This is a genomic window from Marinomonas sp. (genome assembly GCF_965225885.1).
GTDB lineage: Bacteria > Pseudomonadota > Gammaproteobacteria > Pseudomonadales > Marinomonadaceae > Marinomonas.
Map to the genome: position 1 here is coordinate 1,338,103 of NZ_OZ245329.1, position 25,135 is coordinate 1,363,237.

Sequence of the window (25,135 nt, forward strand, 5' to 3'; positions counted from 1 at the left end):
TTCTTACAGATAATAAAAGGCGATCTATGATGAAAAAAGACAAGTATCAAGTTCGAGTGCAATCGCTGCACTGGGAGTGTGAAGGCGTTATCAGTATTGTTCTTGTGCCACTAGAAGGTGAGTTGCCCGAGGCCGATGCTGGAGCACATATTGACGTTATTCAAGCCGACGCTCCCACACGACAATATTCACTGACAGCAGGCAGCAGCAACCAACAATATGTTTTAGGTGTTCGTCTGGACCCAAACAGCCGAGGCGGATCCTTGGCGATTCATAACACATGGCGCCCAGGAAGCATGGTGACTATTTCGTCACCGAGAAATGCTTTCCCTCTTGTTGAAAATGGCCCAGTGCATTTAATCGCAGGTGGCATTGGCATCACGCCTATTTTAATGATGGCGCACGTTCTATCGACCACTGAGCGGGAATGGAGTCTTAGTTATTATGTTCGCTCTCGAAAAGACGCGCCTTTCTTAAAAGAAGTCGAGGACCTTGGTGGCAAAATTTGTTGTAACGATGTGGATGGTCGTCCCGATCTGGCACAAGACATACAAGCTTATTCGTCTACAACCCACTTATATTGTTGTGGGCCAGCCTCTATGCTGGATGCTTTTATCGAGGTATGCCGTGATCGTCCATCTGAGTTTGTGCATATCGAGCGTTTTGCAGCGCCACAAGTTCAAGTCGGTGCTGGAGCGTTTGTTGTCGAGTTAAGACAAAGCGCTCAGACATTCGTTGTTCCGGCGGATCAATCTATTTTGGAGACATTATTGTCGGCTGGTATGAGCCCTAACCATAATTGTTGTAGTGGTATTTGTGGAGAATGTGAAGTGACGGTTCTGGAAGGGGAAGTGGATCATCAAGATGGGATCTTGTCCGATGATGAAAAAGCCTCTGGCGTGATGCTTCTTTGCTGCTCAAGATCCAAAACAGACAAGCTTGTTTTGGATCTTTGATGTAAAGCTATCCATCAGAGTGTCTTTAAATGTCTTTTGAGGGCAAAAAAATGTCTAATTTTGTGGAGTGTGTAGAATCAACAGATCCATTTTTACAATCGAATATATTTTCAGATTGGAAGCAAGATTATACGCAGTTGTCGTGTGGTGCTTTTAAAGGTGGGGTTCTTCGAAGGTCGGTTGGAAATGTTCAGGTTTTTCGTGAATGGATGAATCAATCTATTGAGCAAAAAGCCGCCGCTAATGAGGATGTGACGCTAATTGGAGTGAAGCTTCATAAAAGTACATCGTCTTTTCAAAACAGAGAGTTAACGGAAAGTTCGTTGTTTTTTCTGCCAGCTGGTGATGAGTCAAGATTTAATGCGGCTGGGCAGTCAGATTTAATTGGCGTGACGGTAGATTCAAGTTTTTTGGATAGTTTGAGCTTTGATTTATATGGCGTGAGTGCTCAAAGTTTAACAAATGATAATCCTGTTATTCGATGCGCTTCTGAGCAAGTGTCAATGTTTGCGTCTCTTTTATTGAATTCTTTGTGTTCGGCAATAAGAAGTCCTAAATCAATGGAAGCAAACTACTCGATAGAACAGTTGCCCGAAGACTTGGTTGTTACAGCACTACAAGCGTTAAAAGGCTCAAATTCAAAGGTTGGCTCTCGCCCCCATGACTATAAAGTTCAGCGAAACATTATTGATAGAGCTCGTCTCTTTGCTTTGGAACATCCAACATCGAATCCTACTGTTGCGGGCTTATGTGAGCATCTAGGGATGAGTCGTCGCGGACTTTATGATGTGTTTATGAAGCTTTTAGGTGTTAATCCAAGTACCTATTTGCGCCAATTACGTTTACATGGTGTCAGAAAAGATATTCTTCTTGAGCCGCATTCTTCTGTTACTGAAATCGCTTTTCGTTGGGGCTTCTGGCATTTGGGCGTCTTTTCGCAATATTACAAAGAACAATTTGGTGAACTCCCTTCAAAAACACAGCGTAATCCACCTTGTCTAAAATCAATGTCTTGGTGATGGCGCCATTTTTATTTTTACTTAATCCGTCATATTTATAAAAAGCCCGAATGGCATCACTGCCATTCGGGCTTTGAGCTTAAACAATAGGTAAGGTGATGCTGGATGCCATATCTGAGCCGTGGTGAATCGTTTGATTAGCGATGTTGACATCTACTGAGCTAAACGGGGCTCCTGTATTTGGGTTGGCATCCCAATGTGGGAAGCTACTTGAGGTGACATGTACCCGAATACGGTTGCCTTTTTTGAATGTATTGGCGGTAGACCAAAGGTCGATGTCGTAGCGATAAGCTTTCCCCGGCTCAATAAGACTAGGGTTGTCATAACCATCACGATATTGAGCTCGCACAATTCCATCGACAATATTCCACGAGGTGCCATCGGGCGAGACATCGCATAAACGCACGACAAAGTCGGTATCCACAACATCGCTGGTGGCCCAAATAGAGGCACTGATACGACCAATGACCGTAAGGTCTTCTGTTAATGGCTGACTGGTAAAGACAAGCACATCGTCTCTCGCTTCTACCGGACGCTGATCAAAAGGCCCCGGCGGATGACCAAGATCCTGCATGGTGTTACCGCCTAAAAGCGGGACCGGATTATCTGGATCATAGACATAGGTGCTTGTCGCCGGGGTTGAATGGATCGAGGTATTTAATCCGCCATCAGCCTGTAAATACCAGGAGGTTGATGTAGCAGGAACGGGCCATTGGTCAAAGGTTTGCCAGCGATCTTCCCCCATAATGAATACCTTCACTGGCTTTTCTTCTGCCTTGCTTTCGTCCCCTTTTAGCCAGCGATCAAACCAACGAATTTGCATGTCATAAGTTGTATCGAAAATATTGATAGAAAGATCACCAGCGTGCATACCGAAGAAGCGTTCGCCGACTTTACTGCCTGTCACTGCCCCATGAGGACCGGGGCCAATCATTAACTGACAAGGAACGCCACGCTTAGTCATGCCAATATAGTCGTTCAGTGTTTGTTGTTGGAAAATGTCATACCAGCCTGCGATGTGAAAAGCGGGAGCTGTGATGTGATCCAGACGATTTGTGATATTGAGTGCTTCTAATTCAACAGAATTTGGATTAGCGGGTTCTCTTGTGGCGGCAAAGAAGGTTTCGGTCATTAAACCTCTAACGCCTTCACGGTTGATTGAAGCAAAACGGTTGATAGGGCGTTGGATGTAACCTTCTTTGGAAAGAGAGTCCATATCGCTGGCGAGTTGTTTGATCGTGTTTAGTAACTTTTCACCCTGATGATGGCGGCCTGCTTCGGCAAAACTCATCATGGTGTACCAGAATCCGTGACTGCCTAACTCCAGTGCGCCTTGGCGTAGCGATAAACCGTTGGTCGAATCTGCACAGCGCATACGCGGTGCGATGGCATGGATTTCTGGTGTCGGCCCGAAGGCAGCGGCTAGTTGAGTAAAACCAAAGTAAGAGAGGCCATACAAGCCTACTTTTCCCGATGACCCTGGAAGAGAGGCTGCCCATTTTGCAGCCGCAGCGCCATCTTTGTATTCGTTACGAAATGGCGCAAAATCGCCATCAGAGGCATGAGTTCCGCGGACATCTTGTACGACGACTATATAGCCTTGCTTGGCGGCACGGATTGGGTCAATGGCGCCTTGATGAAAGCCTGTTTCATAAAATCCGTCCTTTCCGTATGGCAAACGCGTCATTAATACTGGAAAGGGGCCTTCGCCATCTGGACGAAAAATATTGGCGCGAAGTATCACACCATCTGATGTTTCCATCTCCTGATCAAATTCAGCAATAACTCTCACGTTGGTTGTTTTATTTTTTTTCATATTTATTGTTCCACCATGCTCTCGATAATGGTTGTTACTTTATATGGCGAAGACATTTGCCATAAGTGCTTCAACAGTCGTGTTTATTATAGGTTTCCGCTAAAGCGTATCGTTAGCATGGTGTTATCTGTTTGGTTTGGGTATCAAAAAACGGCGTGACTTTTGAGTATTGATAAGTTCTTTGTGCACTGATTTGGTGCCAATCTGTGGTAGTAGGATCTTTCCTCTGTGCTTATTAGATACAAACAACAAACGAGCCACTTAGGGCTCGTTTGGGGTGAAGGTGTTTGATAAATGAGTTGGTGGTTATTTTGCGCTGGTGGAATCAAAGATCTTATCAGCGTTACCTTCGATGAAACTATCGAATAACACACCGTCTGGCATGGTGTGGCGACGAGCAAATTCATAAAAGCAGCTTGGGATGGTTTTTTGTTTGCCATCAGCAAAGGTATAGTCGACTTTGTCTGCCATGGTGGAAGACTGCTCCAAGAAAGACTGAGGCGAACCTTTTACTAAACCACCAACTTGGTTTAGCGCGTAACCTTCGTTTTGCAGCAAGGTGTTCACTTCTTCAATCGTCGGGAATTTGGTCAAGTGGTTGATGCTGACAGTAAAGTGGTTAGCCTGTAATCCCATGGTTGATAACCAAGCGGCGTATTCACTGTGCTCAGCAAGGGCAAGATATTCGGCTTCTGTTGGTGTTCCCCATAATTTTCCAGCCCAAAAAATAGCCGGTGTTTGCACGGCATCCGCAGGAATTTGTGCGATAAACTTGCCGATAATGTCTTGGCATTTTGCTGGTAGCTCTTCCACTAACAGTTCCGATAAAAACACCTTTGGAGAATCAGCATCCGTTTGGTGTTTGTAACAACGGGCTTTTAGATGTTTGCTTTCAAAACGAAACGCGCCGTAGGCTTTGTACCCAATTGCTTCCAGTTGCGGTTCCAATTTTTCTAATGAAATAGGGGAATTGTTAAAGGTCCGGAAAGCGACGTGATCATTAAGAACGTTTTCACCATGGCTTTTAAACAGTTCTTGGATGCGTTTAGCCTGTGGTGTGATGTCTGTGTAGTGATCCCACAAGGATGCGAAAAAATCATTTGGTGTCATAAGGTTTCCTGCAATAGTGTTAGGTCGATGTAAGGTACTTTAGTGCAGTGATCAGCCTTAAAGCAAAAGCTAAAAACGCACGTTGTTATGCATAAAAATTATGCGAGCCGTATTTCAGTCGGATTTTTGTTAATTAATAATTGCTGCTTAGCAGTCAGGATGGTATTGATCAAATGAGCCGGAAAACTGCGGGTTTTCTTGTGAGCCAAACCAACCACGCGTTTTAATTTCACATCGTTTAAAGGGCGTAAGCACAGATCGTTGCGTCCTCGTGAAGAATGTTCTGGAATAAGTGAAATACCCAATCCTGCAGCCACTAAATCCAACGCGTACTCTTCTGTTTTTACTTGAGCGCGAACATCTGTCGTGAGTTCTTGTTTTTGCATCAAGTAGTTCCAAGATTCCAAAATGTCACATGGCGTACGAGAAATAAAGGGTTGCTTGTCTATTTGCTTAATAGAGAGCGAAGGAAAATCCGCTAGCCAATGGTCCAATGGCATGGCGATCACATAGTCATCTTCCCAAAGTGGATAAAATACATCTTCTTCCGTGGTGTAACGCTGGCAGGTAAAACGCAGGTCAGCGCTTTCTGATTCATCGACTAGCTTTAAAGTAAGCCCGTGAACTTCATCGAGCATGGTTTTGATCACTTGGCTGATTAGCGAGCCAGATAAAAAAGGTGTCAAAGATATAGAAAGCGCAAGTGGCGTTGGCGTGTCGGTAAATAAGCTGCGCATGGCGCTTAGGTCGCTTACCATTTTGCAGGCATGTGGATAAAGTTGCGAGCCACTGTCGGTGGCCGACACGCCTTTTGAATGACGCACAAAGAGTTTTGTGCCTAGATCATCTTCTAATTGCGCGACAGTCGTCGATATTGACGGTTGTGCCACAAAGCAGCGTTTAGCGGCAGCGCTTAAGCTGCGTTCTTCGTAAACGGCAATAAAGTAACGTAATGATCGAATATCCATCTGTATGCTCTTTTAAAGTTGGATCTTGTGAAGCGTGATTTTTGACTCCTTTCTAATATACCTATAGAGACATTATCTAGCTATAGGGAAAAACTAGACCACTGGCAGGAAAACGGTATTTCTCATTCTGGTCTAGGCTGGTTAAGGTGAAGGCATTCCCGTACCACTTATTACATAAAATTTAGAGGTTCCTATGTCACTTACTTGCTTAGAAACATTGGGCGTAAATACCCTGAAACAGGGCGATACCTTTTACAGCGTATTAACTGGCAATACGCTTGCTTTGGGTGAAGGCAGTACGTTTTCCGCTCACAGCCCAATTGATGGCGCGGCGCTGTCTACCTTTAATAATGCGACGCCAGCACAACTTGATAAAGTAAATGCAGAACTAAAAGACGCATTCAAAGTATTGCGTACTCTTCCTGCGCCACGTCGCGGTGAGTTGGTTCGTCGTATTGGTGAAGAAGCGCGTAAGTACAAAAATGAATTGGCACAAGTGATTTCTTTGGAAGCTGGCAAAATTGTTCCTGAAGCCTTGGGTGAAGTGCAAGAATGGATCGATGTGTGTGATTTCGCGGTTGGCCAATCTCGTATGTTACACGGTTTGTCTATCGTGTCTGAACGTCCTGGTCACCGCATGATGGAGCAATGGCATCCACTCGGTCCTGTTGCGGTTATTACAGCGTTTAACTTCCCGATGGCGGTTTGGGCTTGGAATGCCATGCTAGGTCTTGTTTGTGGTGATCCAATCCTACTAAAACCTTCTGAAAAAGCGCCGTTGTGTGCCTTGGCTATGTACCAAATCGCGCAAAACGTCATTGCCGATATGCCTGATATCCCTAAAGCGTCTGTGTCTGTGATGATCGGTGATCGTGATTTGGGTGAAGCGATTGCAGCGAGCGAAACATTCCCGCTGGTTTCTGCAACCGGTTCTACTCTAATGGGTCGTGCTGTGGCGAAAACCGTCGCGGGTCGTTTAGGTCGTTCTTTGTTGGAGCTTGGCGGTAATAACGCGATGATTGTCTCTGATACGGCGGATTTAGATCTTGCTCTTCGTGCGATTGTTTTCTCGGCGGCGGGTACGGCGGGTCAGCGTTGTACAACATTGCGTCGTTTGATTACCCATGAATCTATTGTTGATGGCTTGGTTGAGCGTTTGGCGAAATCTTACGGTTCGCTTCGTGTTGGTAGTCCAATCGTTGAAGGTAATTTGGTTGGTCCACTAATTGACGAAGGCAGCTTTAACCGCATGCAAGCGGCCCTAGAAACCGCGAAAAAACAAGGTGGCGAAATTGTTTGCGGTGGCGAACGTGTTACTGAAGGCGTTCCAACGGGTGGTTTCTACGTTCGTCCTGCGATTGTTCGTATTGCACACGATGCGCCGATTGTTCATGAAGAAACATTTGCGCCTATCATGTATGTTTTGACTTACAAAACGTTTGAAGAAGCGATTGATATTCAAAACGAAGTGCCGCAAGGTTTGTCTTCTGCGGTTTTCACAGAAAGCATGCGTGAAGCAGAATTGTTTATGGCACCAGCAGGTTCTGATTGCGGTATTGCTAACGTGAATATCGGTACGTCTGGTGCTGAGATTGGCGGCGCGTTTGGTGGTGAGAAAGAAACGGGTGGCGGTCGTGAGTCTGGTTCCGATGCGTGGAGAAACTACATGCGTCGTACTACAAATACGGTGAACTACGGTGGTGATTTGCCGTTAGCACAGGGGATTGTTTTCGAATAATTCCTAATATCTTTATTTTGTAAAGTAATAGGCGAGATTCTCTCGCCTATTTACGTTTTTACGTTTTGACCAATGTCCCGATGAGGTCATCTTATGTCTGATAAAATCTGCAATTCTTTATGGCGTGCAAGTTCTCCAGATGCACCCGTGTTGGCGCCTCTTGAAGGGCGTGTTGATGTTGAAGTTGTTATTGTCGGAGCAGGTTTTACTGGTCTTTCTGCCGCTTTGCATCTGGCGAAATTTGGCGTTTCTGTCGCTGTTGTGGAAGCGCAAGAAGTAGGCTTTGGCGGATCGGGTCGCAATGTTGGTTTGGCGAACGCAGGTGTTTGGCTAGAACCGGATCAGCTGGATAAAGCCATCGGGGCAGAAGCGGGCAATGTCATGTACAAGGCTTTGGCGGCCGCTCCGGATTATGTTTACGGTTTGATTGATGAATACGCTATTAAATGTGAGCCAGTTCGTAATGGGACCTTGCACGCAGGCGTAGGCAAAACCGGCTTGGCTCAATTGCAACGTCGTTATGAGCAAATGAAAAAGCGCGGTGCGCCGGTTCAGTTGCTTGATGCGGCAGAAGCGCAAGCTCGAATCGGTTCTAGCAAATTCAACTCCGCATTATTTGATCCAAGAGCAGGCACCATTCAGCCTTTGGCTTATGCGCGTGGGCTTGCTCATGCCGCGCTAAAAGAAGGTGCTAAACTCTTTGATCAATCGCCAGTGAGTAAAATTGAACCTGCTGAAAGTGGTTGGGTTTTGCATACCGAAAAAGGTCAAGTACATGCCGAAAAAGTCATTTTGGCGACCAATGCGTACAGTGAATTTGGTGTAAAAGAACAAGCACGTAAGTTTGTGCCAATCTTTTATTCTCAATTGGCGACTAAACCATTAAGCGACGCGCAATTAGCCAGCGTGTTACCAAACAAAGAAGGCGTTTGGGATACTTGTACGGTAATGAGCTCTTTTCGCTTGGATAAACAAGGCCGCTTAGTGTTTGGTGGTATGGGCGGCGAGGGCAGCGTACTGTCGAACTGGGCAACTCAGCGTGTTACAGAATTGTTTCCGATTTTAAGTAAGGTAGAATGGGATTATTGCTGGACTGGTAAAATTGCCTACAGCGAAGACCATCTGCCCCATTGTCAGCAGTTACAAAAAGGTCTGTTTAGTGTGGCTGGCTACAGTGGTCGAGGCATTGGGCCAGGAACTGTGGTCGGTGCGGAATTGGCGGAATGGCTGTCGGGTCGAAGAGAAAAATTGTCCATACCAACGACTGTGCTTAGAGATATTTCGTTTCGAGAATTGAGACGTTTATTTTATGAAGTTGGCGCGCATACGTATCATATAGGTCAGCAGTCGCACGCTTTGGATTAGAATGATTACTGCGCTCGTCAATACTTTGTTAAAAACAGACTCGAAATGCTCATTTATAACCTATAACTCGGCTTTGGCTTCCTGCGTCGCCCTAACACCTACATCCATGTAGGTGTCCGCTTTCTCGTCTGTTTTTGCCTCGTCTTTGCTTCGCTCGCTACATCATTCGTCTTTGCTTCGCTCGCTACATGGTAAATGTTTCGGTTAGTTTGGCGCTGGCATAAGTTTACTGCGAATAATTGTCACACCAAAATGCATCTTTATGGTGCGTTTTTTGTTTTACTGGTTGGGAATGAGAGTGATATAGGATACAGTTATCTTCTTCTAGATTTTTGCTAATGAGTAACGTCACCATGCGCCGTTATATCCCATCGTCAACCGCGTTAAAGTGTTTCGAGGCTTCGGTCAGGCACCTGAGTTTTACTAAGGCTGCGGAAGAGTTGCATCTTACCCAAAGTGCTGTCAGTCGGCAGATTCGTAACCTCGAAGAGTTTTTGTCGCGAGATTTATTTATTCGTCTCAATAAACGCTTGGTATTAACCGGAACGGGCGCGGCTTATTACAAGGAAGTGGTTCCCTTACTGGATGGCATGGAAAACGCCTGTTTACGCATGCTGCATCGAGAAGATGAAAAAACCACGCTGGCTATTTCGGCTTTGCCTACCTTGGCGTCTTATTGGCTGATGCCACTTCTTGCAGAATTCCAAACCGCTCATCCACAGTTTCAAATTAAAGTACGTTCTTTAGATGATGCCGCTAAGATAGATCCTGAAAGCATTGATATCATTTTGCACTATGGTGGCGATCATTGGCCTCGTGCCATTTCCCACCAACTTATGAAAGAAACTGTGATTGCGGTTTGCTCGCCAGATTTATTGGCTCGCATCGGTGACAAACCATTTGATGCTTGGAAGGTCGAAGATGTCACCTCATTTCCTTTTTTACATTTGTCATCACGTATTAATGCCTGGCCAGATTGGATGGTGGCGCAGGGATTAGAAAGCGGTTCCTTTGCTGGCGCTTCTTTCGCGCATTTTCATATGTTGCTCGAAGCGGCTAAAAACAGCATGGGTATTGCCATTATGCCAACCATACTTGCTGAACGGAGCTTGCAAAATGGTGAGCTGGTGGCGCCTTTTGGTAAAGCGGTTTCCACTCCTCATGAATATCTGCTTTCTTATCCTATGGATAAATCTGATCTTGAACAGGTGGTTATTTTTCGAGACTGGCTGTTGTCAAAACGAAATGTGGCAACATCTTGTCATTCGTAAAATTAATGGTCTGAATAGATCGACTGGCCTGTAACTAAATTACAAGCCTGTGATAGTATCGAAGCATTATCATGATCAATTTATGGGATAGATTAACATGAACAAAAAAACCACAGCCCTCTTTATCCTTGACGGATGGGGATACAGCGAAACCTCTAAATCCAATGCTATTGCTGCAGCCAATACACCTAACTGGGACGCGCTTTGGAATAATCAACCTCATACTTTAATTAAAACCTCTGGTCTTGCGGTGGGTTTACCCGAAGGCCAAATGGGGAATTCTGAAGTCGGTCACATGAATTTAGGCGCTGGTCGAGTGGTTTACCAAAACTTTACTCGTATCGGCAAAGCTATCGAAGACGGTTCGTTTTTCGAAAACGAAGCGCTTGTCAATGCAGTAGACAAAGCCGTCAGTGCTGGCAAAGCGGTGCATATTTTAGGATTGTTGTCTGATGGTGGCGTTCACAGCCATCATGAGCAAATCATGGCGATGTGCGAATTAGCGGCAAAACGTGGCGCGAAACAGATTTTTGTTCATGGTTTTACGGATGGCCGTGATACGCCGCCTCGTTCTGCTAAGACACCAACGGCTGAATTAGAAGCTAAGCTTGCGGAACTAGGTGTTGGTAAAATTGCCACTTTAACGGGTCGTTATTTTGCTATGGACCGTGATAATCGTTGGGATCGTGTGCAAACCGCTTACGATGCCATTGTTTTAGGCAAAAGTGAGTTCCAATCTGACACTGCTGAAGGCGCGATTCAAGCCGCTTATGATCGTGATGAAAATGACGAATTTGTAAAAGCTACAGTCGTTGGTGAATCTGAGCCAGTACAAGATGGTGATGCGATTATTTTTGCTAACTTCCGTCCTGACCGTGCGCGTCAATTAACTCGTGCTTTCACCGATGCTGATTTTGATGGTTTTACTCGCGCTGTTTATCCAAAACTGGCGTCGTTTGTTACTTTCACTGAGTTTGCTTCTGATATTAAAGCCGATGTGGCGTTCCCTCCAGTTGCATTGACGAATACCTTGGGTGAAGTGTTAGCCAAGCATGGCAAGAAACAATTGCGTATTGCTGAAACCGAAAAATACGCTCACGTAACCTTTTTCTTTAATGGTGGCGAAGAAGCCTTGTTTGATGGTGAAGAGCGTGAGTTGATCCCGTCACCAAATGTGGCAACTTACGATTTGAAACCAGAAATGAGTGCGCCAGAAGTGACTGACAAGCTGGTTGACGTGATCGAAGCGGGTAAGTACGACACGATTATCTGTAACTTTGCCAACGGCGATATGGTTGGTCACAGTGGCATTTTTGAAGCGGCGGTTAAAGCGGTTGAGGCCGTTGATGCTTGTCTAGGTCGAATCATTGAAGCCTTGAAAGTGAATGGTGGCCAATGCTTGATTACTGCCGATCATGGCAACGTTGAGCAAATGTTAAGTGACGATGGTGCACAGCCGTTAACGTCTCACACTATTGGACCTGTGCCTTTGGTTTTGTTCTCTCCAACTCAAGGGTTAGGCATTAAAGAAGGCGCTTTGTGTGACCTTGCGCCTACTTTACTGGATATGATGGGAATGGAAAAGCCAGCTGAGATGACGGGTGTAAGCTTGCTCACGCGAGCATGAGGCAAGAATGATCTTATTATCGCGCTGTCTTCTCTTAAGTTTGCTTCTGTTGTCTAGCTTTGGCTGGGCAGCAGGCGAACCACAAACACCGGAGGAGGCGAAACAACAGATTCAGGCTTTACAGAAAGATCTGCAAAAGCTTAATAGCTGGTTGAAAGATATTAAGTCGGAGCGATCTGATGTGGAAAAGCAGCTTGAGGTTAAAGAAAAAGACATTCAAGAGCTGCTTAAAAAAATCCAAAATATTCAAGAGAGCTTAAAAAAAGGAGAGAAGCAGCTGGGGGAATTAAAAGTACAGCAGCGGTCTCTTCAATTAAGTATTCAACAGCAAAATGAACAAATAGCCGCCCAATTAAGGGCGGTTTATCGTTCCGGCAATGAAGAAAGTATCAAGCTGTTATTGAATGGTGACAGCTCCGAAGAAGCTCAGCGATTAGTGCAATACAATCGCTATTTTTCCAATGCTAGGCAGTCGCTTATTAATGGCTTTGTGACCGAAGTGAGTGATTTAAATTTGGTTGAAAAAAGTATTCGCAGTCACCGAGCGCAGCAAGCTAAAGAAGAAATTGAATTAAAAGCAGAGCGCAGTCGTTTGACGGGGCAGCAAGCTGAACGACGTGATTTATTGGCCAAATTAGACAAAGACTTAGCGAAGGGTGACAAACGTTCTAAGCAATTAGTGCAAGATCAGAAAAACCTACAGGATATGTTGCAGCGCCTAGAAGAGGCATTGGCTGATATACAGATTCCGGATCAAGATGTGCCTTTTTCATCGCAACGTGGCAAATTGGTTCGCCCTTTAAAAATGCTCTCAGCATTGTCATCCAATGGCAGTATTAATTTAGGTGGTGTGACATTACGCGCGAAAGAAGGTGAACCTGTTCATGCCATATTCTCTGGTCGAGTGGTGTTTTCTGACTGGATGCGCGGCTTTGGTTTTTTACTTATTTTAGACCATGGCGATGGTTACATGTCATTATACGGTTACAATCAAAGCCTGCTGAAAGAAGTGGGTGAGTGGGTGGGTGCAAACGATACCATCGCTATGGTAGGTAGTACTGGTGGTCGTCCTGATCCAGCGTTGTTTTTTGCAATTCGACATAATGGTACGCCATTAAAACCACTTTCTTGGGTGAACGCTGGGTAATTTACATTACAAACTCAGGCTTGCGGTCAGTGAAAAAGTTATAGGAAGAAATATGATCAATATTTTGCGTCAACGAATTCTCTTTTTATTTATGGTGTTATTGGCTTCGCCTGCTTTTTCTGCGCAGCTTTCAGTAGACGCTCAAGCAAAACCTAAGTTGCCTACTGCCGAAATTCAGTCTTTTGTCGAAACATTTGAAACCATCCGTGAAGGTTATGTCGAAGTCATGTCTGATGAAGATATTTTGAATAAAGCGTTAAAAGGCATGGTGTCTGGCCTCGACCCTCATTCAGAGTATTTCACTAAAGCAGAACTGGTTGATTTTAACGAGCTAACTTCAGGAAATTACGCTGGCATTGGCATTGAAGTTGAGATGAAAGATAAACGTCTTACTATCGTGGCGCCAGTTGATGGCTCAGCTGCGGCCGAGGCCGGAATTTTACCCGGCGATGTGATTGTTAAGATTGATAATACCTTGATCACAGATTTAGGTATGAAAGACATAGTGACGTTAATGCGTGGTGAAATTGGCTCTACTGTGACTCTGGATATTGAGCGTGATGGTGAGTTGAAACACTATGAATTAACACGCCGTTTAGTCGAAGACGCAAGTGTGACTGATAAATGGTTAGGTAATGGCATTGCGTATTTTCGCATCAGTCAGTTCCAAGGCGATAGTGCGTCAGAGTTTTATCAAGCCATTGATAAGCTTAATAAAGAAGGTAAAATCCAAGGCGTTGTTTTAGATCTTCGCAATAATCCCGGCGGTGTTTTACAAAGTGCGGTTGGAATTGTCGATGCTTTTATAGATAAAGGTATGATTGTTTATACAAATGGTCGTCATGAGTTGTCTAAAAGTCAGTTTACGGCGACGGAGAAGAATACCAAATTTGGTAATGTGCCAGTCGTGGTGCTTATTAATTAAGGCTCGGCATCGGCTTCCGAAATTGTTGCTGGCGCTCTGCAAGATCATCAACGTGCCGTGATTTTAGGCACAGAATCTTTCGGTAAAGGCTCTGTTCAGACTGTTGTGCCTCTGTCTAATGGCGATGCGGTGAAGTTAACCACTGCCTTGTATTACACGCCAAATGGTCGTTCTATCCAGGCTCAAGGCATTACGCCAGATTTGGTGGTGCCGCAGGCAACATTGACGTTTGAAAAAGGACAGTTCTTTGTTAAAGAAGCCGAGTTAAAAGGGCACTTAGGCAATGGAACAGGCGGAGAAGAGCGCACCAGTGCCGATGTGAAGTCTGATATTGGCGAGTTAGCAAAAACGGATTTTCAGCTATTTCAAGCAGTGACTATTTTGAAGACGCTACCTAAGTTAGCTCAGAAATAGTGATGCAATTTTTAATATATATTTTTGGTAAAAGCTCGCTTGTTTGATTTTAAGAAATTCGTAGAGGTTGTATTTTGTTTACTCTTTCTATCGGGGGGAGTAAATGCGTCAGAGACTGCTCTAGATCGTCTCGAATATGTATCGATAAAAAGTCCTGATGAGCTTGCAGACCAAGGTGAAGAGTCTGCAAGTGAAACTTTCTTTGAGGTCTCTGAGATTTTGCCTGAGCATCTCGGGCCAGTAATAGTTGCTCCAAAAAGTAAATCATTGAAGCAGTCAGATTATCCTTTTATAACCGATTTTCCTAAAGCGACTAGCCATCCAATGTTTGATACGGCTAAGCCTTGGGTTCCTGCCATTGTGCCTTTTTTAGATGCACCCATTATCCCAGAAATTAAAGGCGTTCCTTCTGTAGAAAAGTTTAATATAGAGCATAAACAGTCTGATGAAGAAGCGGCTCCAGCGAAAAAGCTAGCGGTTGATGCTCACCCTAAAATGCCAAAAATTGCGATTTTGATAGATGATTTGGGCTATAACCGTCAAGGTATGGAATCATCTCTATTGTTGCCAACCGAAGTGGCACTGGCTATTTTGCCTAGTACGCCATTTGCGACGAAGACCGCATTAGCAGCACAGAAACAAAAACGTATTACTCTGTTGCATGCGCCGATGGAAAACCAGCGAGAGTTGAAGCTTGGTCCCGGCGGCCTATATGCCAAGATGACGGAGCATGAACTAAAAGAAACATTGAGCAAGGATCTAGATGGTTTACCAGGTATACAAGGCGTCAACAACCATATGGGCAGTTTGTTAACCACTAAAGCTGACTCGATGAAATGGGTAATGGAAACACTTAAAGGACGCTCTCTGTTTTTTATAGACAGTCTTACCAGTCCTAAAAGTGTGGCTAAAAAGACAGCGCAAGAATATGGTTTAGACACTGTCAGTCGAGATGTGTTTTTGGACAATATTCGTACTGAAAAAGCGATCGATAGACAATTTTCTCGTTTGTTAAAACTGGCAAGGCTTCATGGAAGTGCTTTGGCTATTGGTCATCCTTATCCAGAAACCATGGATTATCTTAAAAAACGTCTTAATAATCTGGAGTTGGATGGTGTGCGCTTGGTTCGCCTTTCTGATCTATTAATTTCTTCTCCTTCTGAACCTAAGCTCTTTCAAGCTTCTGCTAAGAAATGAAGTAGTAAATTGATTTTCTGATAAAACCGGAGTTTTTTGATAAAAAAACCGATTATTTACTAATTTATTTGCTGGTTCTTTGTACTAAATTAGACGGAGTAAAGATTTATGTAATAGCGTCAACGTGTCTATTACACCCTCCTTTGTAAACCACTCAGTATTTCGCTCCTGCTTAGTGCAGAACCCCCTCGTTCATAGTAGAAAAAACCACAAGAATAAATATTTATAGTGATTAATTTTGCTATTTTTTGGAATTTCAGAATTTTATCTAAGCTAATTGAATTATTTGTACGCACTACTATTGACCAAAGTTTAGTCTGAGATTAATGTGTAGCATTATAAAGGTGCACATTTCTTGAATAGTTGCTATGAAAGTTCCATTATTAATACCATTTCTTTAGGGGTTAATTGTTGGAACGCTTCTTGCTTTTGAATAATAACGATAAAACACAAAACGAGTAGAGGCTTTTCTTATGTCAAATGTAGTTGTTAGAAAAACATTAATTTCTCTTGCTATTGCTGGAGCTGCGACGCTAGCTCAAGCAGATGTTGTCATCGGTGTTGCTGGCCCTTTTACAGGCGCTAATGCTGCATTTGGTGAGCAACTGTGGAAAGGTGCACAGAAAGCGGCAGCAGATATTAATGCTGCTGGTGGCATCGCTGGTGAGCAAATCAAACTGGTTCAGGGCGATGACGCTTGTGAACCAAAACAAGCTGTGTCAGTTGCAAACCGTTTAGTTGATTCAGATGGCGTGGTCGCTGTTGTTGGTCACTTCTGCTCGGCGGCAAGTATCCCTGCATCAAACATTTATGCTGAGGCTGGCGTTTTGATGGTTAACCCTGCTTCTACTAGTCCGATTCTAACGGATCGTGGTTTAGCTAATGTTTTCCGCGTTTGTGGTCGAGACGACCAGCAAGGCGATGTAGCTGCAAGCTATATTGTTGATACATTGAAAGCGAAACGTGTTGCTATCATTCATGACAAAGACACTTATGGTAAGGGTCTTGCTGATGCTATGAAGGCAACACTGAACGGCTATGGTGTTAAAGAGGTTATGTACGAAGGTTTGACTCGTGGCGAGAAGGACTTTAACGCTTTAGTTACCAAGATTCGCTCTGTTGATGCTGATATTGTGTATTTTGGTGGCCTTCACTCTGAAGCTGGTCCACTTGTTCGCCAATTGCGTCAACAAGGTTCTAAAGCCATCTTTATGTCTGGAGATGGTATTGTTTCTCAAGAATTTGTTACCGTTGCTGGTGGTAATAACTACGTCGATGGCGTTTATATGACATTTGGTGCGAATCCAACGTCTTATCCTGCTGGTAAAACAGTCATTAAAGAATTCCGCGATAGTGGCTATGAGCCAGAGGGATATACCCTTTATTCTTATACCGCGCTGCAAGTGGTCGCAGCGGCTTTATCAAACAATAATCTTGATCCTGTGAAAGGGGCTGAGTGGTTGAAATCTAATTCTGTGAATACTGTAATGGGTAAGAAAGATTTCGATAGCAAAGGCGACTTAACTGTTTCAGATTATGTTATGTATAAATGGGATGCAGAAGGTCAGTACAAACAATTAGACTAATTTCATATTAGTTTAACTTTCATACTTATCAGCCAAGGATTGCGCTGGTAAGTATGCTCTCTACTCTTTATAAAATTCCCACGAGGTCTTACGATGGATATCGTTCTCCAGCAGCTGGTAAACGGTCTTACCCTTGGTTCTGTTTATGGACTCATTGCGATCGGTTACACCATGGTGTATGGCATTATCGGCATGATTAACTTCGCTCATGGCGATGTTTACATGGTGTCTGCTTATCTCACCGCAATAGCAATCGCTTTACTTACTTTTTTTGGCGTTCAGTCTTTTCCTTTTATTATTATGGGAACTTTAATATTCACAATCGTGGTAACTGGTGCCTATGGTTGGGTGATTGAGCGCGTTGCTTATCGACCATTGCGCAATTCTAGCCGCTTATCTGTATTGATTTCAGCCATTGGTATATCACTGATTTTGCAAAACTATGTACAGCTAAGTCAGGGGCCAAATCAACAAGGCGTACCAACCTTGTTAACTGGTGCTATGCGCTTTCATGTCGGTGATGGCTTTGTGCAGGTTACCTATATGAAAATATTGATTTTACTCATTTCTCTTACCGGAATGGGAATCCTCACTTATATCATACAAAAAACTAAGTTAGGCCGTATGTGTCGTGCTACACAGCAAGACAGGAAAATGGCTTCTATTTTAGGTATTGATACCGATAAAGTTATTTCAACCGTCTTCGTTATTGGAGCCACTATGGCTGCATTAGCTGGCGTATTAGTGACATTGGATTACGGCGGCTTTGACTTTTATATTGGCTTTATAATGGGGATAAAAGCTTTTACTGCGGCTGTTCTTGGGGCATTGGGTCCTTACCAGGTGCTATGCTAGGAGGGCTAATTCTTGGTTTGTCTGAGTCTTTATTTGCTGGTCTTGTAAGTTCAGATTACAAAGATGTTTTTTCCTTTTCTTTACTGGTACTGATTTTGATTATTCGTCCGAGTGGTCTTCTTGGTAAACCTGCTGTGGAGAAAGTGTAAATGAATCAGACTGATATTAGCTATAAAAAGAGTTTCACTGATGCCGTGATTGCAGGTCTTATGGCATTGGTCGTATTTGGCCCAATTATGGGGGTTATGCTTGATGGATATGATTTCAATTTAGAATTTGAGCGTGTTTTTATAATAATTGCCGTGGTATTTGCTGGGCGGTTCCTAATGTCTACTTTTTTCCAAACAGAAAAAGGCAAGGCTATGGCGTTTCGTTACGCAAATAACCATGACAGTGTCAAAGTGCTATCTCCAGATCACAAATCTAAAATGGTATGGATTATCCCATTGGTTATGCTAATTGGTTTGGTCATTCCCTTTATTGCTTCTAAGTACATCTTAACCGTTGTTATTTTGGGTCTAATATATGTGTTACTGGGGCTTGGTTTAAATATTGTTGTGGGCTTGGCTGGCTTGCTGGATTTGGGTTTTGTTGGCTTCTATGCCATTGGTGCTTATAGTTTGGCGTTAGGTTATGAGCATCTTGGTCTTGGCTTTTGGTCAATGTTGCCTATTGCTGCGATATTAGCTGCTTTTGCAGGGGCGATATTAGGTTTTCCTGTATTAAGAATGCATGGTGACTATTTGGCCATCGTGACGCTTGGTTTTGGAGAAATTATTCGTCTTGTTTTAACCAATTGGATCGAGCTAACTAACGGGCCAAATGGAATGTCAGCCCCACTGCCGACGCTATTTGGGTTGGAATTTAAGCGTAGATCTAGTACCGGTGAGACATTTCATGAATTCTTTAATCTCCCTTATGACTCAGCATATAAATACATGTTTGTATATTTGATTTTATTTGTTGTTGTATGGGCTGTGCTTTTTATCAAACATCGTTTAGTGAAAATGCCAATTGGTCGTGCATGGGAAGCGTTACGTGAAGATGAGATAGCTTGTCGTTCATTAGGTTTAAACCATGTGTTGGTTAAGTTGTCTGCTTTTATGATGGGAGCGTCGACAGCGGGTATTGCGGGTGTGTTTTTTGCTACATATCAGGGCTTTATTAATCCTACGTCATTTACCTTTTTTGAATCGGCTTTAATCTTGGCAATTGTTGTATTGGGCGGAATGGGGTCAACTTTAGGTGTGGTAATTGCTGCATTTTGCTTGACGGTGTTGCCTGAGTTGCTAAGAGAAGTGGCGCAATATCGTATTCTGTTGTTCGGGATTTTGATGGTAGTAATGATGATTTGGAAGCCACGAGGCCTTGTTAATGTAACCCGAACAGGTTTTTCTGCAAAAAAAGGGGTGATTAAATGAGCCAAGAGAATATTTTAAGCATCAAAAATTTGGTGATGCATTTTGGTGGTATTAAAGCCCTTAACGACGTTAATTTTGACATTAAACGCGGCTCTGTTTCTGCGTTGATTGGTCCTAATGGAGCGGGTAAAACAACAGTGTTTAACTGTTTGACTGGTTTTTATAAGGCGACTGGTGGAAGTGTAATGCTCTCTGCTAATGGTAAAGAAACCAGTGTAATTAAAGTATTGGGTGAACCATTTCAGGGAACGGACTTTGTATCTCCTGTCGCATTTTTTAAGCGGTTAAAATATAAGATGTTTGGCGGTTCTCATTTGGTGAATCGCGCAGGACTAGCTAGAACCTTTCAAAATATTCGTTTGTTTAAAGAAATGTCTGTTGTGGAAAACCTCTTAGTTGCACAGCATATGCGAGCAAATCGGAATCTGCTGTCGGGTATTTTTAATACTTCATCGTATAAAAAATCAGAAGAGGAAGCGCTTGAGAGAGTTTTTTATTGGCTTAAAGTGGTTGATTTAACGGAATTTGCGAATCGTCTGGCCGGTGAGTTGTCTTATGGTCAACAGCGCCGCCTTGAGATCGCTCGTGTCATGTGCACTAATCCTGAAATCGTTTGCTTAGATGAGCCTGCAGCTGGTTTGAACCCATCTGAAACCGAAGCTTTGACCAAGATGATTCGTGTATTGCGTGATGAGCACAATACGACCGTGTTATTGATCGAGCACGATATGGGCATGGTTATGGATATCTCAGACTATATTGTTGTATTAGATCATGGCGAAGTCATTGCCAAAGGTGGTCCAGATGACATTAGAAATAACCCTAAAGTTATTGCTGCTTACCTTGGTGCAGAAGAAGGCGAGGAGGTAACACTATGACTACATTGATGGAATTTAAAGACGTAGACGTTCATTACGGTCCAATCCAAGCCTTGAAGAAAGTCTCTTTGACCGTCACGGAAGGTGAAATTGTTACCTTAATCGGTGCAAATGGTGCAGGTAAATCTACCTTGTTGATGTCTATTTTTGGGCAGCCGCGCATTTCTTCTGGTGAAATTATTTATCGTGGTGAAGATATTTCGCAAAAATCGGCTCACTACGTCGCATCACATGGCTTGGCTCAATCGCCAGAAGGTCGTCGAATATTTCCTAGCATGTCAGTAGAAGAGAATTTGCTGATGGGGACGATTCCAATCGGTATGGATCATGCTGAAGAAGACATGCTGCATATGTTTGAATTGTTTCCTCGACTATTAGAGCGTCGTAATCAGCGGGCTTCAACTATGTCTGGTGGTGAACAGCAAATGTTGGCTATTGCACGTGCCTTGATGAGCCGCCCAAAATTACTTTTGTTAGATGAGCCTAGTTTGGGCTTGGCGCCCATTATTGTTAAGCAAATTTTTCAGATCTTGAAAGATGTAGCGAGTACTGGGATGACGATATTCTTGGTTGAGCAGAACGCCAACCACGCGCTAAAACTGGCTAACCGTGGTTATGTTATGGTGAATGGCGAGATACGTATGACGGGAACCGGTGAAGAGTTGTTGGTTAATCCTGAAGTACGTGAAGCCTACTTGGGTGGTCACTAGAAGTAATATTTGAATAAAGGTGTTTCATTACAAGCACTGATAAATTAAAGCGGCGTTTCATTTATACAAAAAATGAAACGCCGCTTTTTTATTACTGTGGATAAAAAAGACGTTTTTACACAGGAAGTTCGCTGAACATCGTGGTTTAAACGGTTTGTGAGCTATTTCTTAATAAGGCCTTATTAAAAAAGTCTTATTGATTAGAAGAAATTTAAGCTCTAAATAGCGCGTCAGTCAAAATGTCTCGAACCTGTGAAGGCTGCGAGGCGTCACCCAGAGAAGCGTCAAAAATAGCATCAATCTTATCTCCAAAATATGTGTTTACTTCTTCTGCGCTCATGGCAGGGGCGAGTCCTGCAGGGTTCGCAGAAGTAGAAACAATCACTCCTTGAAAGGCGGCACACAGGCGCTGAACTGGTTTATGTTGAGATAAACGTATCGCCACGCTTTGGTGTTCGCCTCTCACCCAGCTTGGCGTGATTGTCGTATCGGGAACAACCCAAGAGGTGGGTATCTCATTTAGGCTTATCAAGCGCTGGGCAGCTTTAGGATCTAATGTGACCAGCCAAGGGGATAGTTCCTTTTGTGCGCCAGCCACCAAAATAAGTCCCTTCGATTCGGGACGGGATTTTAGCATTAAAATGCGTCTTACCGCAGACTCATTAAATGGGTCGCAGCCTAATCCCCAGACTGCTTCAGTTGGATAGGCGACAATGCCACCTTGTCGGATGATATCGGCAAGTTTTTCAACGGATGTGACAAGATGCATATAAATAAGCTTATAAAGGTGTATGGAAAACGTAGAGGTGGGGATTGTAGCGGGATTTTTGAAATGGAGCCAGCAGGTATACCTTTCTATTAATGACCTAAACATGGTGTCTTGATCGATGGAAAGGCGTTCCTGCTAGTGAGCCTATAAATAGACTTTTACTACGTTGTTATTGCATAGAATCGATTTTTTCTTTGATCTCACTGATCTTGCTATTCACGACTTTTTCTAAGTGTTCTAGCTCTTTGATTAGATCCGCTTTTGTTGCTTTACTTTCGTGTTGTTTGCCGACGATTTGTTCTAGTTCTTCCATTGCTCGTAAAACGATTAGCGACGGTTCTTGAACCTGACGGTAAGTTTGCTGACCGCCATCCGCCAATACAGTTTTGGTTGAACGGCCAAACTTGAACTTTTTACTTTTAGGCAGCAATGAGCCTTTTTCACGACGGTAATAAATTTTTAGTACGTCGTGTCCGCCTTCGTAGCGCAAAGTGAATTTCTCAATGTCCTGTATGCTGGTGATACCCATGGACTGAAGTGTTGGATACATAACTTTTTCCCGTTTTTTAAATGACCAATTAGTTGTCTTTAATTAGTAGGGGATTGTGCTAGTAAATGCAAGTCCAAAATGCTAGAAAGCTGAGATAATACAGGCAAATTGCATATAGTTTTGCCTGTATTAATTTCTTATTCTCACTAGTCTTCATCTTGCTCAGCGTGATCAATATTCAACTCTTTAATTTTACGCGTCAAAGTGTTGCGCCCCCAGCCTAGTAGTAGCGAAGCATCTCGGCGGCGTCCGCCAGTATGTGCCAGCGCTGTTTCAATCATGATGCGCTCAAATTTTGGTACGGCTTGATTAAGAATGCCTTTTTGCCCTGTTGCCAATGTGCTGTCCACCCAATTTTTAAGGGCTTCTTCCCATGAGGCAAAAGGTTGTTCATGAGGAACCGCAGCAAGCAATTCTGGTGGTAAATCTTCCACCAAAACTTCACGGCCTGATGCCATGACAATCAACCAGCGACAGGTGTTCTCCAATTGACGAACGTTACCTGGCCAATCTAATTGAGTTAGATAGTTTTCGGTTTCTTTGCTGAGCTGCTTAGGTTCAACAGCGAGCTCTTCCGCAGCTCGGCTTAAAAAGTGACGGGCAAGTTTTGGAATGTCTTCGCGACGTTCTGCTAACTTAGGCAAATGGATGCGGATTACGTTTAGGCGATGAAACAAATCTTCACGGAATGAGCCTTTTTGTACCAAGTTTTCTAAGTTTTGGTGTGTGGCCGCGATGATACGAACATCAACTTTAACTGGAGTATGGCCACCAACACGATAGAACTCGCCGTCCGCTAAAACGCGTAATAAGCGAGTTTGCGTCTCAGCTGGCATATCACCAATTTCATCAAGGAAAAGCGTACCGCCGTTAGCTTGTTCGAAGCGGCCGCGACGTTGAGTGTTTGCGCCTGTAAACGCGCCTTTTTCATGTCCAAATAGTTCTGACTCGATTAAGTCGTGTGGAATGGCGGCCATGTTTAAAGCGATAAAAGGGTTTGCAGCTCTAGGACTGTGAGTATGCAATGCTTGAGCAACCAGCTCTTTCCCTGTACCAGACTCACCATTAATTAATACGGTAATGTTTGAATTGGCAAGACGACCAATGGCACGGAAAACTTCCTGCATAGCCGGTGCTTCGCCAATAATTTCTTTATCGACTTGTGTCTCTTCTTCCACTTCCATATTGTCAGTGCTTGGTCTTGCGTTGCGGTGATGCAGCATGGCGCGCTTAACAAGACTAACCGCTTCTTCTACATCGAAAGGCTTAGGCAAATATTCAAACGCACCGCCTTGGTAAGAGGCGACGGCGCTCTCTAGATCTGAGTGTGCAGTCATTATGATAACAGGCAAATAAGGATGGTCTTTTTGTAGTTTTTCGAGCAGTTTTAAACCGTCCATGCCAGGCATACGGATGTCACTGATAATGGCGCTGGGTTGCTCTTTATCAATCATGTTGACTAGGTTTTCAGCGGAATCAAACAAGCGACATTGGATTCCCTCTTGTTCTAATGTCTTCTCTAGTACCCAGCGAATAGAGCGATCGTCGTCAACAATCCATACGGTTTCTTCTGGTGTCATGAGTGTTTCTCCTGGTCTTGGACTGTCGTCTCAATGGGAATTAATATATTAAATTCGGTCATTTTCGGGTAACTGTTGCATTCAACAATGCCATGGTGCTGATGAATAACGGATTGCGCGATAGATAGCCCTAAGCCTGTTCCATCGGCTCGTCCGCTGACCATGGGATAAAATAGGGTTTTGAGAATGGCTTCTGGAATGCCTGGACCATTATCAATAATGCTAATTTTACAGACCAAACGATGACGTTTAGAGCCAATAGTGAATTGACGTAATGTTCGGGTCACCATATGAATTGTCTTATGGCGATTATCGTCATCATCCATCAGCGCTTGCATGGCGTTTCTGGTGATATTCAGCAAAGCTTGAATTAACTGAGATTCGTCACCTATTAAATCTGGAATACTTGGGTCGTAATCGCGAATCAGTTCAATTTGGTTGTCTGTTTCAACGGAAATAAGTTGTCTAACGCGCTCAATCACTTTATGGATGTTGAGGGATTTGTTTTTAGGCAGTTGTCTCGGTCCTAACAAGCGGTCAACAAGATCACGCAACCGATCTGATTCTTCAATGATAACTTGTGTGTAATCGTTTAATGCCTCGTCAGTAAAAGCACGACTAATTAATTGGGCGGCGCCACGAATGCCACCTAATGGGTTTTTTATTTCATGGGCTAAGCCGCGCACCAATTCTTTGCTGCTTTCATGGTTCGCTATAATCTCGTCTTCTTGAGAAATGCGCTTCATTCTATCGCGTGGATAGAGTTCTATAATCAGGCTTTCAGTGTCATTTGATGTGCCCATAACTGGCGTGACGGTATAGTCACAAAAGAGTTTTCTGTTGTTGCTGCTCTCTATTTCCGCCTCGCGCTTAGTGAACGGGTGGCCAGATTCTATTGCTGCATGAAGAGCCTGAATGCTTTCTTCGTTTTCACGAAAAGCAGCGCCTATATCGCTGCCATAAATTCGGCGTCGGCTGACCGCTAACAACACTTCGGCAGCAGGGTTTAGATACTCAATCTCAAGCTTGTCGTTCAATTGAACAACTGCAGTGGATAAATGGTCGATTAATAAACTATACACAGACAGTGCCTCTCTATTGACTCCTGCTTTTATGATTTCCTTTAATAATAGTTGCAAAAAGCGAACCAACATTGGGCAGTCCGAGATAGCTTATTTATTAAGGTCTTTGTATTAACTATAAAAAGTTCAATGCACAATTATAGTGCATGTT

Annotated in this window: 19 protein-coding genes and 2 pseudogenes; 14 read left to right on the forward strand and 7 right to left on the reverse strand. The window is 43.7% G+C overall.

From position 1 onward, the window contains the following. Positions 1–26: 26 nt before the first annotated feature. Positions 27–956 (forward strand): PDR/VanB family oxidoreductase, encoded by a 930-nt coding sequence (locus tag ACO05V_RS06300; protein ID WP_421848602.1) that lies wholly within the window; start codon positions 27–29, stop codon positions 954–956. Positions 957–1,006: 50 nt separating this feature from the next. Beyond that, entirely contained in the window at positions 1,007–1,975 is a 969-nt protein-coding gene (locus ACO05V_RS06305) for a helix-turn-helix domain-containing protein (protein ID WP_421848604.1), read from the forward strand. A gap of 79 nt (positions 1,976–2,054) precedes the next feature. Here the strand turns inward: ACO05V_RS06305 and ACO05V_RS06310 are convergent, their stop codons facing one another. The 3 genes from ACO05V_RS06310 to ACO05V_RS06320 all read right to left on the reverse strand — a co-directional run bounded on the left by ACO05V_RS06310 (position 2,055) and on the right by ACO05V_RS06320 (position 5,869). Beyond that, the gene (locus ACO05V_RS06310; RefSeq protein ID WP_421848606.1) at positions 2,055–3,791 is read right to left on the reverse strand and encodes a CocE/NonD family hydrolase; all 1,737 of its coding nucleotides are present in this window, start codon (positions 3,789–3,791) and stop codon (positions 2,055–2,057) included. Positions 3,792–4,097: 306 nt separating this feature from the next. After that, complete coding sequence (locus ACO05V_RS06315; protein ID WP_421848608.1) at positions 4,098–4,901, reverse strand: DUF1338 domain-containing protein; 804 nt, start codon at positions 4,899–4,901, stop codon at positions 4,098–4,100. Between the two features lie 98 nt (positions 4,902–4,999). Continuing rightward, positions 5,000–5,869: a LysR family transcriptional regulator gene (locus ACO05V_RS06320; protein WP_421848610.1), complete on the reverse strand. Its 870-nt coding sequence runs from the start codon at positions 5,867–5,869 to the stop codon at positions 5,000–5,002. A 193-nt stretch (positions 5,870–6,062) separates the two neighbouring features. Between ACO05V_RS06320 and ACO05V_RS06325 the strand changes: the two genes are divergently transcribed. The 12 genes and pseudogenes from ACO05V_RS06325 to ACO05V_RS06380 all read left to right on the forward strand — a co-directional run bounded on the left by ACO05V_RS06325 (position 6,063) and on the right by ACO05V_RS06380 (position 21,003). Next, on the forward strand, positions 6,063–7,607 hold the full coding sequence (locus tag ACO05V_RS06325) for an aldehyde dehydrogenase family protein (RefSeq protein WP_421848612.1): 1,545 nt from the start codon (positions 6,063–6,065) through the stop codon (positions 7,605–7,607). 93 nt (positions 7,608–7,700) lie between these two features. Then, positions 7,701–8,972, forward strand: a complete 1,272-nt coding sequence (locus tag ACO05V_RS06330) for an NAD(P)/FAD-dependent oxidoreductase (protein WP_421848614.1) — start codon at positions 7,701–7,703, stop codon at positions 8,970–8,972. Between the two features lie 338 nt (positions 8,973–9,310). Further along, positions 9,311–10,243 carry a LysR substrate-binding domain-containing protein gene (locus ACO05V_RS06335; RefSeq protein WP_421848616.1) on the forward strand — a complete coding sequence of 311 codons (933 nt, stop codon included), beginning with the start codon at positions 9,311–9,313 and terminating at the stop codon, positions 10,241–10,243. A gap of 97 nt (positions 10,244–10,340) precedes the next feature. Next, complete coding sequence (gpmI, locus tag ACO05V_RS06340) at positions 10,341–11,870, forward strand: 2,3-bisphosphoglycerate-independent phosphoglycerate mutase (RefSeq protein ID WP_421848618.1); 1,530 nt, start codon at positions 10,341–10,343, stop codon at positions 11,868–11,870. A 7-nt stretch (positions 11,871–11,877) separates the two neighbouring features. Beyond that, positions 11,878–13,017, forward strand: a complete 1,140-nt coding sequence (locus tag ACO05V_RS06345; RefSeq protein ID WP_421848620.1) for a murein hydrolase activator EnvC family protein — start codon at positions 11,878–11,880, stop codon at positions 13,015–13,017. Between the two features lie 265 nt (positions 13,018–13,282). Then, positions 13,283–14,356, forward strand: a pseudogene (locus ACO05V_RS06350) (S41 family peptidase). A 39-nt stretch (positions 14,357–14,395) separates the two neighbouring features. After that, on the forward strand, positions 14,396–15,553 hold the full coding sequence (locus ACO05V_RS06355; protein WP_421848622.1) for a divergent polysaccharide deacetylase family protein: 1,158 nt from the start codon (positions 14,396–14,398) through the stop codon (positions 15,551–15,553). Positions 15,554–16,026: 473 nt separating this feature from the next. Next, positions 16,027–17,139, forward strand: a complete 1,113-nt coding sequence (locus tag ACO05V_RS06360; RefSeq protein ID WP_421848624.1) for a branched-chain amino acid ABC transporter substrate-binding protein — start codon at positions 16,027–16,029, stop codon at positions 17,137–17,139. Between the two features lie 93 nt (positions 17,140–17,232). Beyond that, positions 17,233–18,143, forward strand: a pseudogene (locus ACO05V_RS06365) (ABC transporter permease subunit). Then, a complete protein-coding gene (gene livM, locus ACO05V_RS06370) occupies positions 18,144–19,415 on the forward strand; it encodes a high-affinity branched-chain amino acid ABC transporter permease LivM (protein ID WP_421848626.1) in 1,272 nt (423 codons plus the stop codon). It begins immediately after the preceding pseudogene. Next, on the forward strand, positions 19,412–20,293 hold the full coding sequence (locus tag ACO05V_RS06375; RefSeq protein ID WP_421848628.1) for an ABC transporter ATP-binding protein: 882 nt from the start codon (positions 19,412–19,414) through the stop codon (positions 20,291–20,293). The genes livM and ACO05V_RS06375 overlap by 4 nt, the downstream gene beginning before the upstream one ends. Next, on the forward strand, positions 20,290–21,003 hold the full coding sequence (locus ACO05V_RS06380; protein WP_421848630.1) for an ABC transporter ATP-binding protein: 714 nt from the start codon (positions 20,290–20,292) through the stop codon (positions 21,001–21,003). Before ACO05V_RS06375 ends, ACO05V_RS06380 begins: the two co-directional genes overlap by 4 nt. A 211-nt stretch (positions 21,004–21,214) precedes the next feature. On the opposite strand, the gene ACO05V_RS06385 is transcribed toward ACO05V_RS06380, so the two are convergent. The 4 genes from ACO05V_RS06385 to glnL all read right to left on the reverse strand — a co-directional run bounded on the left by ACO05V_RS06385 (position 21,215) and on the right by glnL (position 24,984). Further along, positions 21,215–21,772: an L-threonylcarbamoyladenylate synthase gene (locus ACO05V_RS06385; protein ID WP_421848632.1), complete on the reverse strand. Its 558-nt coding sequence runs from the start codon at positions 21,770–21,772 to the stop codon at positions 21,215–21,217. Between the two features lie 169 nt (positions 21,773–21,941). Next, entirely contained in the window at positions 21,942–22,322 is a 381-nt protein-coding gene (locus tag ACO05V_RS06390) for a DUF3461 family protein (protein ID WP_421848634.1), read from the reverse strand. A 146-nt stretch (positions 22,323–22,468) separates the two neighbouring features. Continuing rightward, positions 22,469–23,902, reverse strand: a complete 1,434-nt coding sequence (gene ntrC, locus ACO05V_RS06395) for a nitrogen regulation protein NR(I) (protein ID WP_421848636.1) — start codon at positions 23,900–23,902, stop codon at positions 22,469–22,471. Continuing rightward, a complete protein-coding gene (gene glnL, locus ACO05V_RS06400) occupies positions 23,899–24,984 on the reverse strand; it encodes a nitrogen regulation protein NR(II) (protein ID WP_421848638.1) in 1,086 nt (361 codons plus the stop codon). The genes ntrC and glnL overlap by 4 nt, the downstream gene beginning before the upstream one ends. Between the last annotated feature and the right edge of the window lie 151 nt (positions 24,985–25,135).

What these genes read in the sequence shown, in the direction of transcription:
- ACO05V_RS06300 (WP_421848602.1), top strand. Translation starts at nt 27, where the DNA reads ATGATGAAAAAAGACAAGTATCAAGTTCGAGTGCAATCGCTGCACTGG.
- ACO05V_RS06305 (WP_421848604.1), top strand. Translation starts at nt 1,007, where the DNA reads ATGTCTAATTTTGTGGAGTGTGTAGAATCAACAGATCCATTTTTACAA.
- ACO05V_RS06310 (WP_421848606.1), bottom strand. Translation starts at nt 3,791, where the DNA reads ATGAAAAAAAATAAAACAACCAACGTGAGAGTTATTGCTGAATTTGAT.
- ACO05V_RS06315 (WP_421848608.1), bottom strand. Translation starts at nt 4,901, where the DNA reads ATGACACCAAATGATTTTTTCGCATCCTTGTGGGATCACTACACAGAC.
- ACO05V_RS06320 (WP_421848610.1), bottom strand. Translation starts at nt 5,869, where the DNA reads ATGGATATTCGATCATTACGTTACTTTATTGCCGTTTACGAAGAACGC.
- ACO05V_RS06325 (WP_421848612.1), top strand. Translation starts at nt 6,063, where the DNA reads ATGTCACTTACTTGCTTAGAAACATTGGGCGTAAATACCCTGAAACAG.
- ACO05V_RS06330 (WP_421848614.1), top strand. Translation starts at nt 7,701, where the DNA reads ATGTCTGATAAAATCTGCAATTCTTTATGGCGTGCAAGTTCTCCAGAT.
- ACO05V_RS06335 (WP_421848616.1), top strand. Translation starts at nt 9,311, where the DNA reads ATGAGTAACGTCACCATGCGCCGTTATATCCCATCGTCAACCGCGTTA.
- gpmI (WP_421848618.1), top strand. Translation starts at nt 10,341, where the DNA reads ATGAACAAAAAAACCACAGCCCTCTTTATCCTTGACGGATGGGGATAC.
- ACO05V_RS06345 (WP_421848620.1), top strand. Translation starts at nt 11,878, where the DNA reads ATGATCTTATTATCGCGCTGTCTTCTCTTAAGTTTGCTTCTGTTGTCT.
- ACO05V_RS06360 (WP_421848624.1), top strand. Translation starts at nt 16,027, where the DNA reads ATGTCAAATGTAGTTGTTAGAAAAACATTAATTTCTCTTGCTATTGCT.
- livM (WP_421848626.1), top strand. Translation starts at nt 18,144, where the DNA reads ATGAATCAGACTGATATTAGCTATAAAAAGAGTTTCACTGATGCCGTG.
- ACO05V_RS06375 (WP_421848628.1), top strand. Translation starts at nt 19,412, where the DNA reads ATGAGCCAAGAGAATATTTTAAGCATCAAAAATTTGGTGATGCATTTT.
- ACO05V_RS06380 (WP_421848630.1), top strand. Translation starts at nt 20,290, where the DNA reads ATGACTACATTGATGGAATTTAAAGACGTAGACGTTCATTACGGTCCA.
- ACO05V_RS06385 (WP_421848632.1), bottom strand. Translation starts at nt 21,772, where the DNA reads ATGCATCTTGTCACATCCGTTGAAAAACTTGCCGATATCATCCGACAA.
- ACO05V_RS06390 (WP_421848634.1), bottom strand. Translation starts at nt 22,322, where the DNA reads ATGTATCCAACACTTCAGTCCATGGGTATCACCAGCATACAGGACATT.
- ntrC (WP_421848636.1), bottom strand. Translation starts at nt 23,902, where the DNA reads ATGACACCAGAAGAAACCGTATGGATTGTTGACGACGATCGCTCTATT.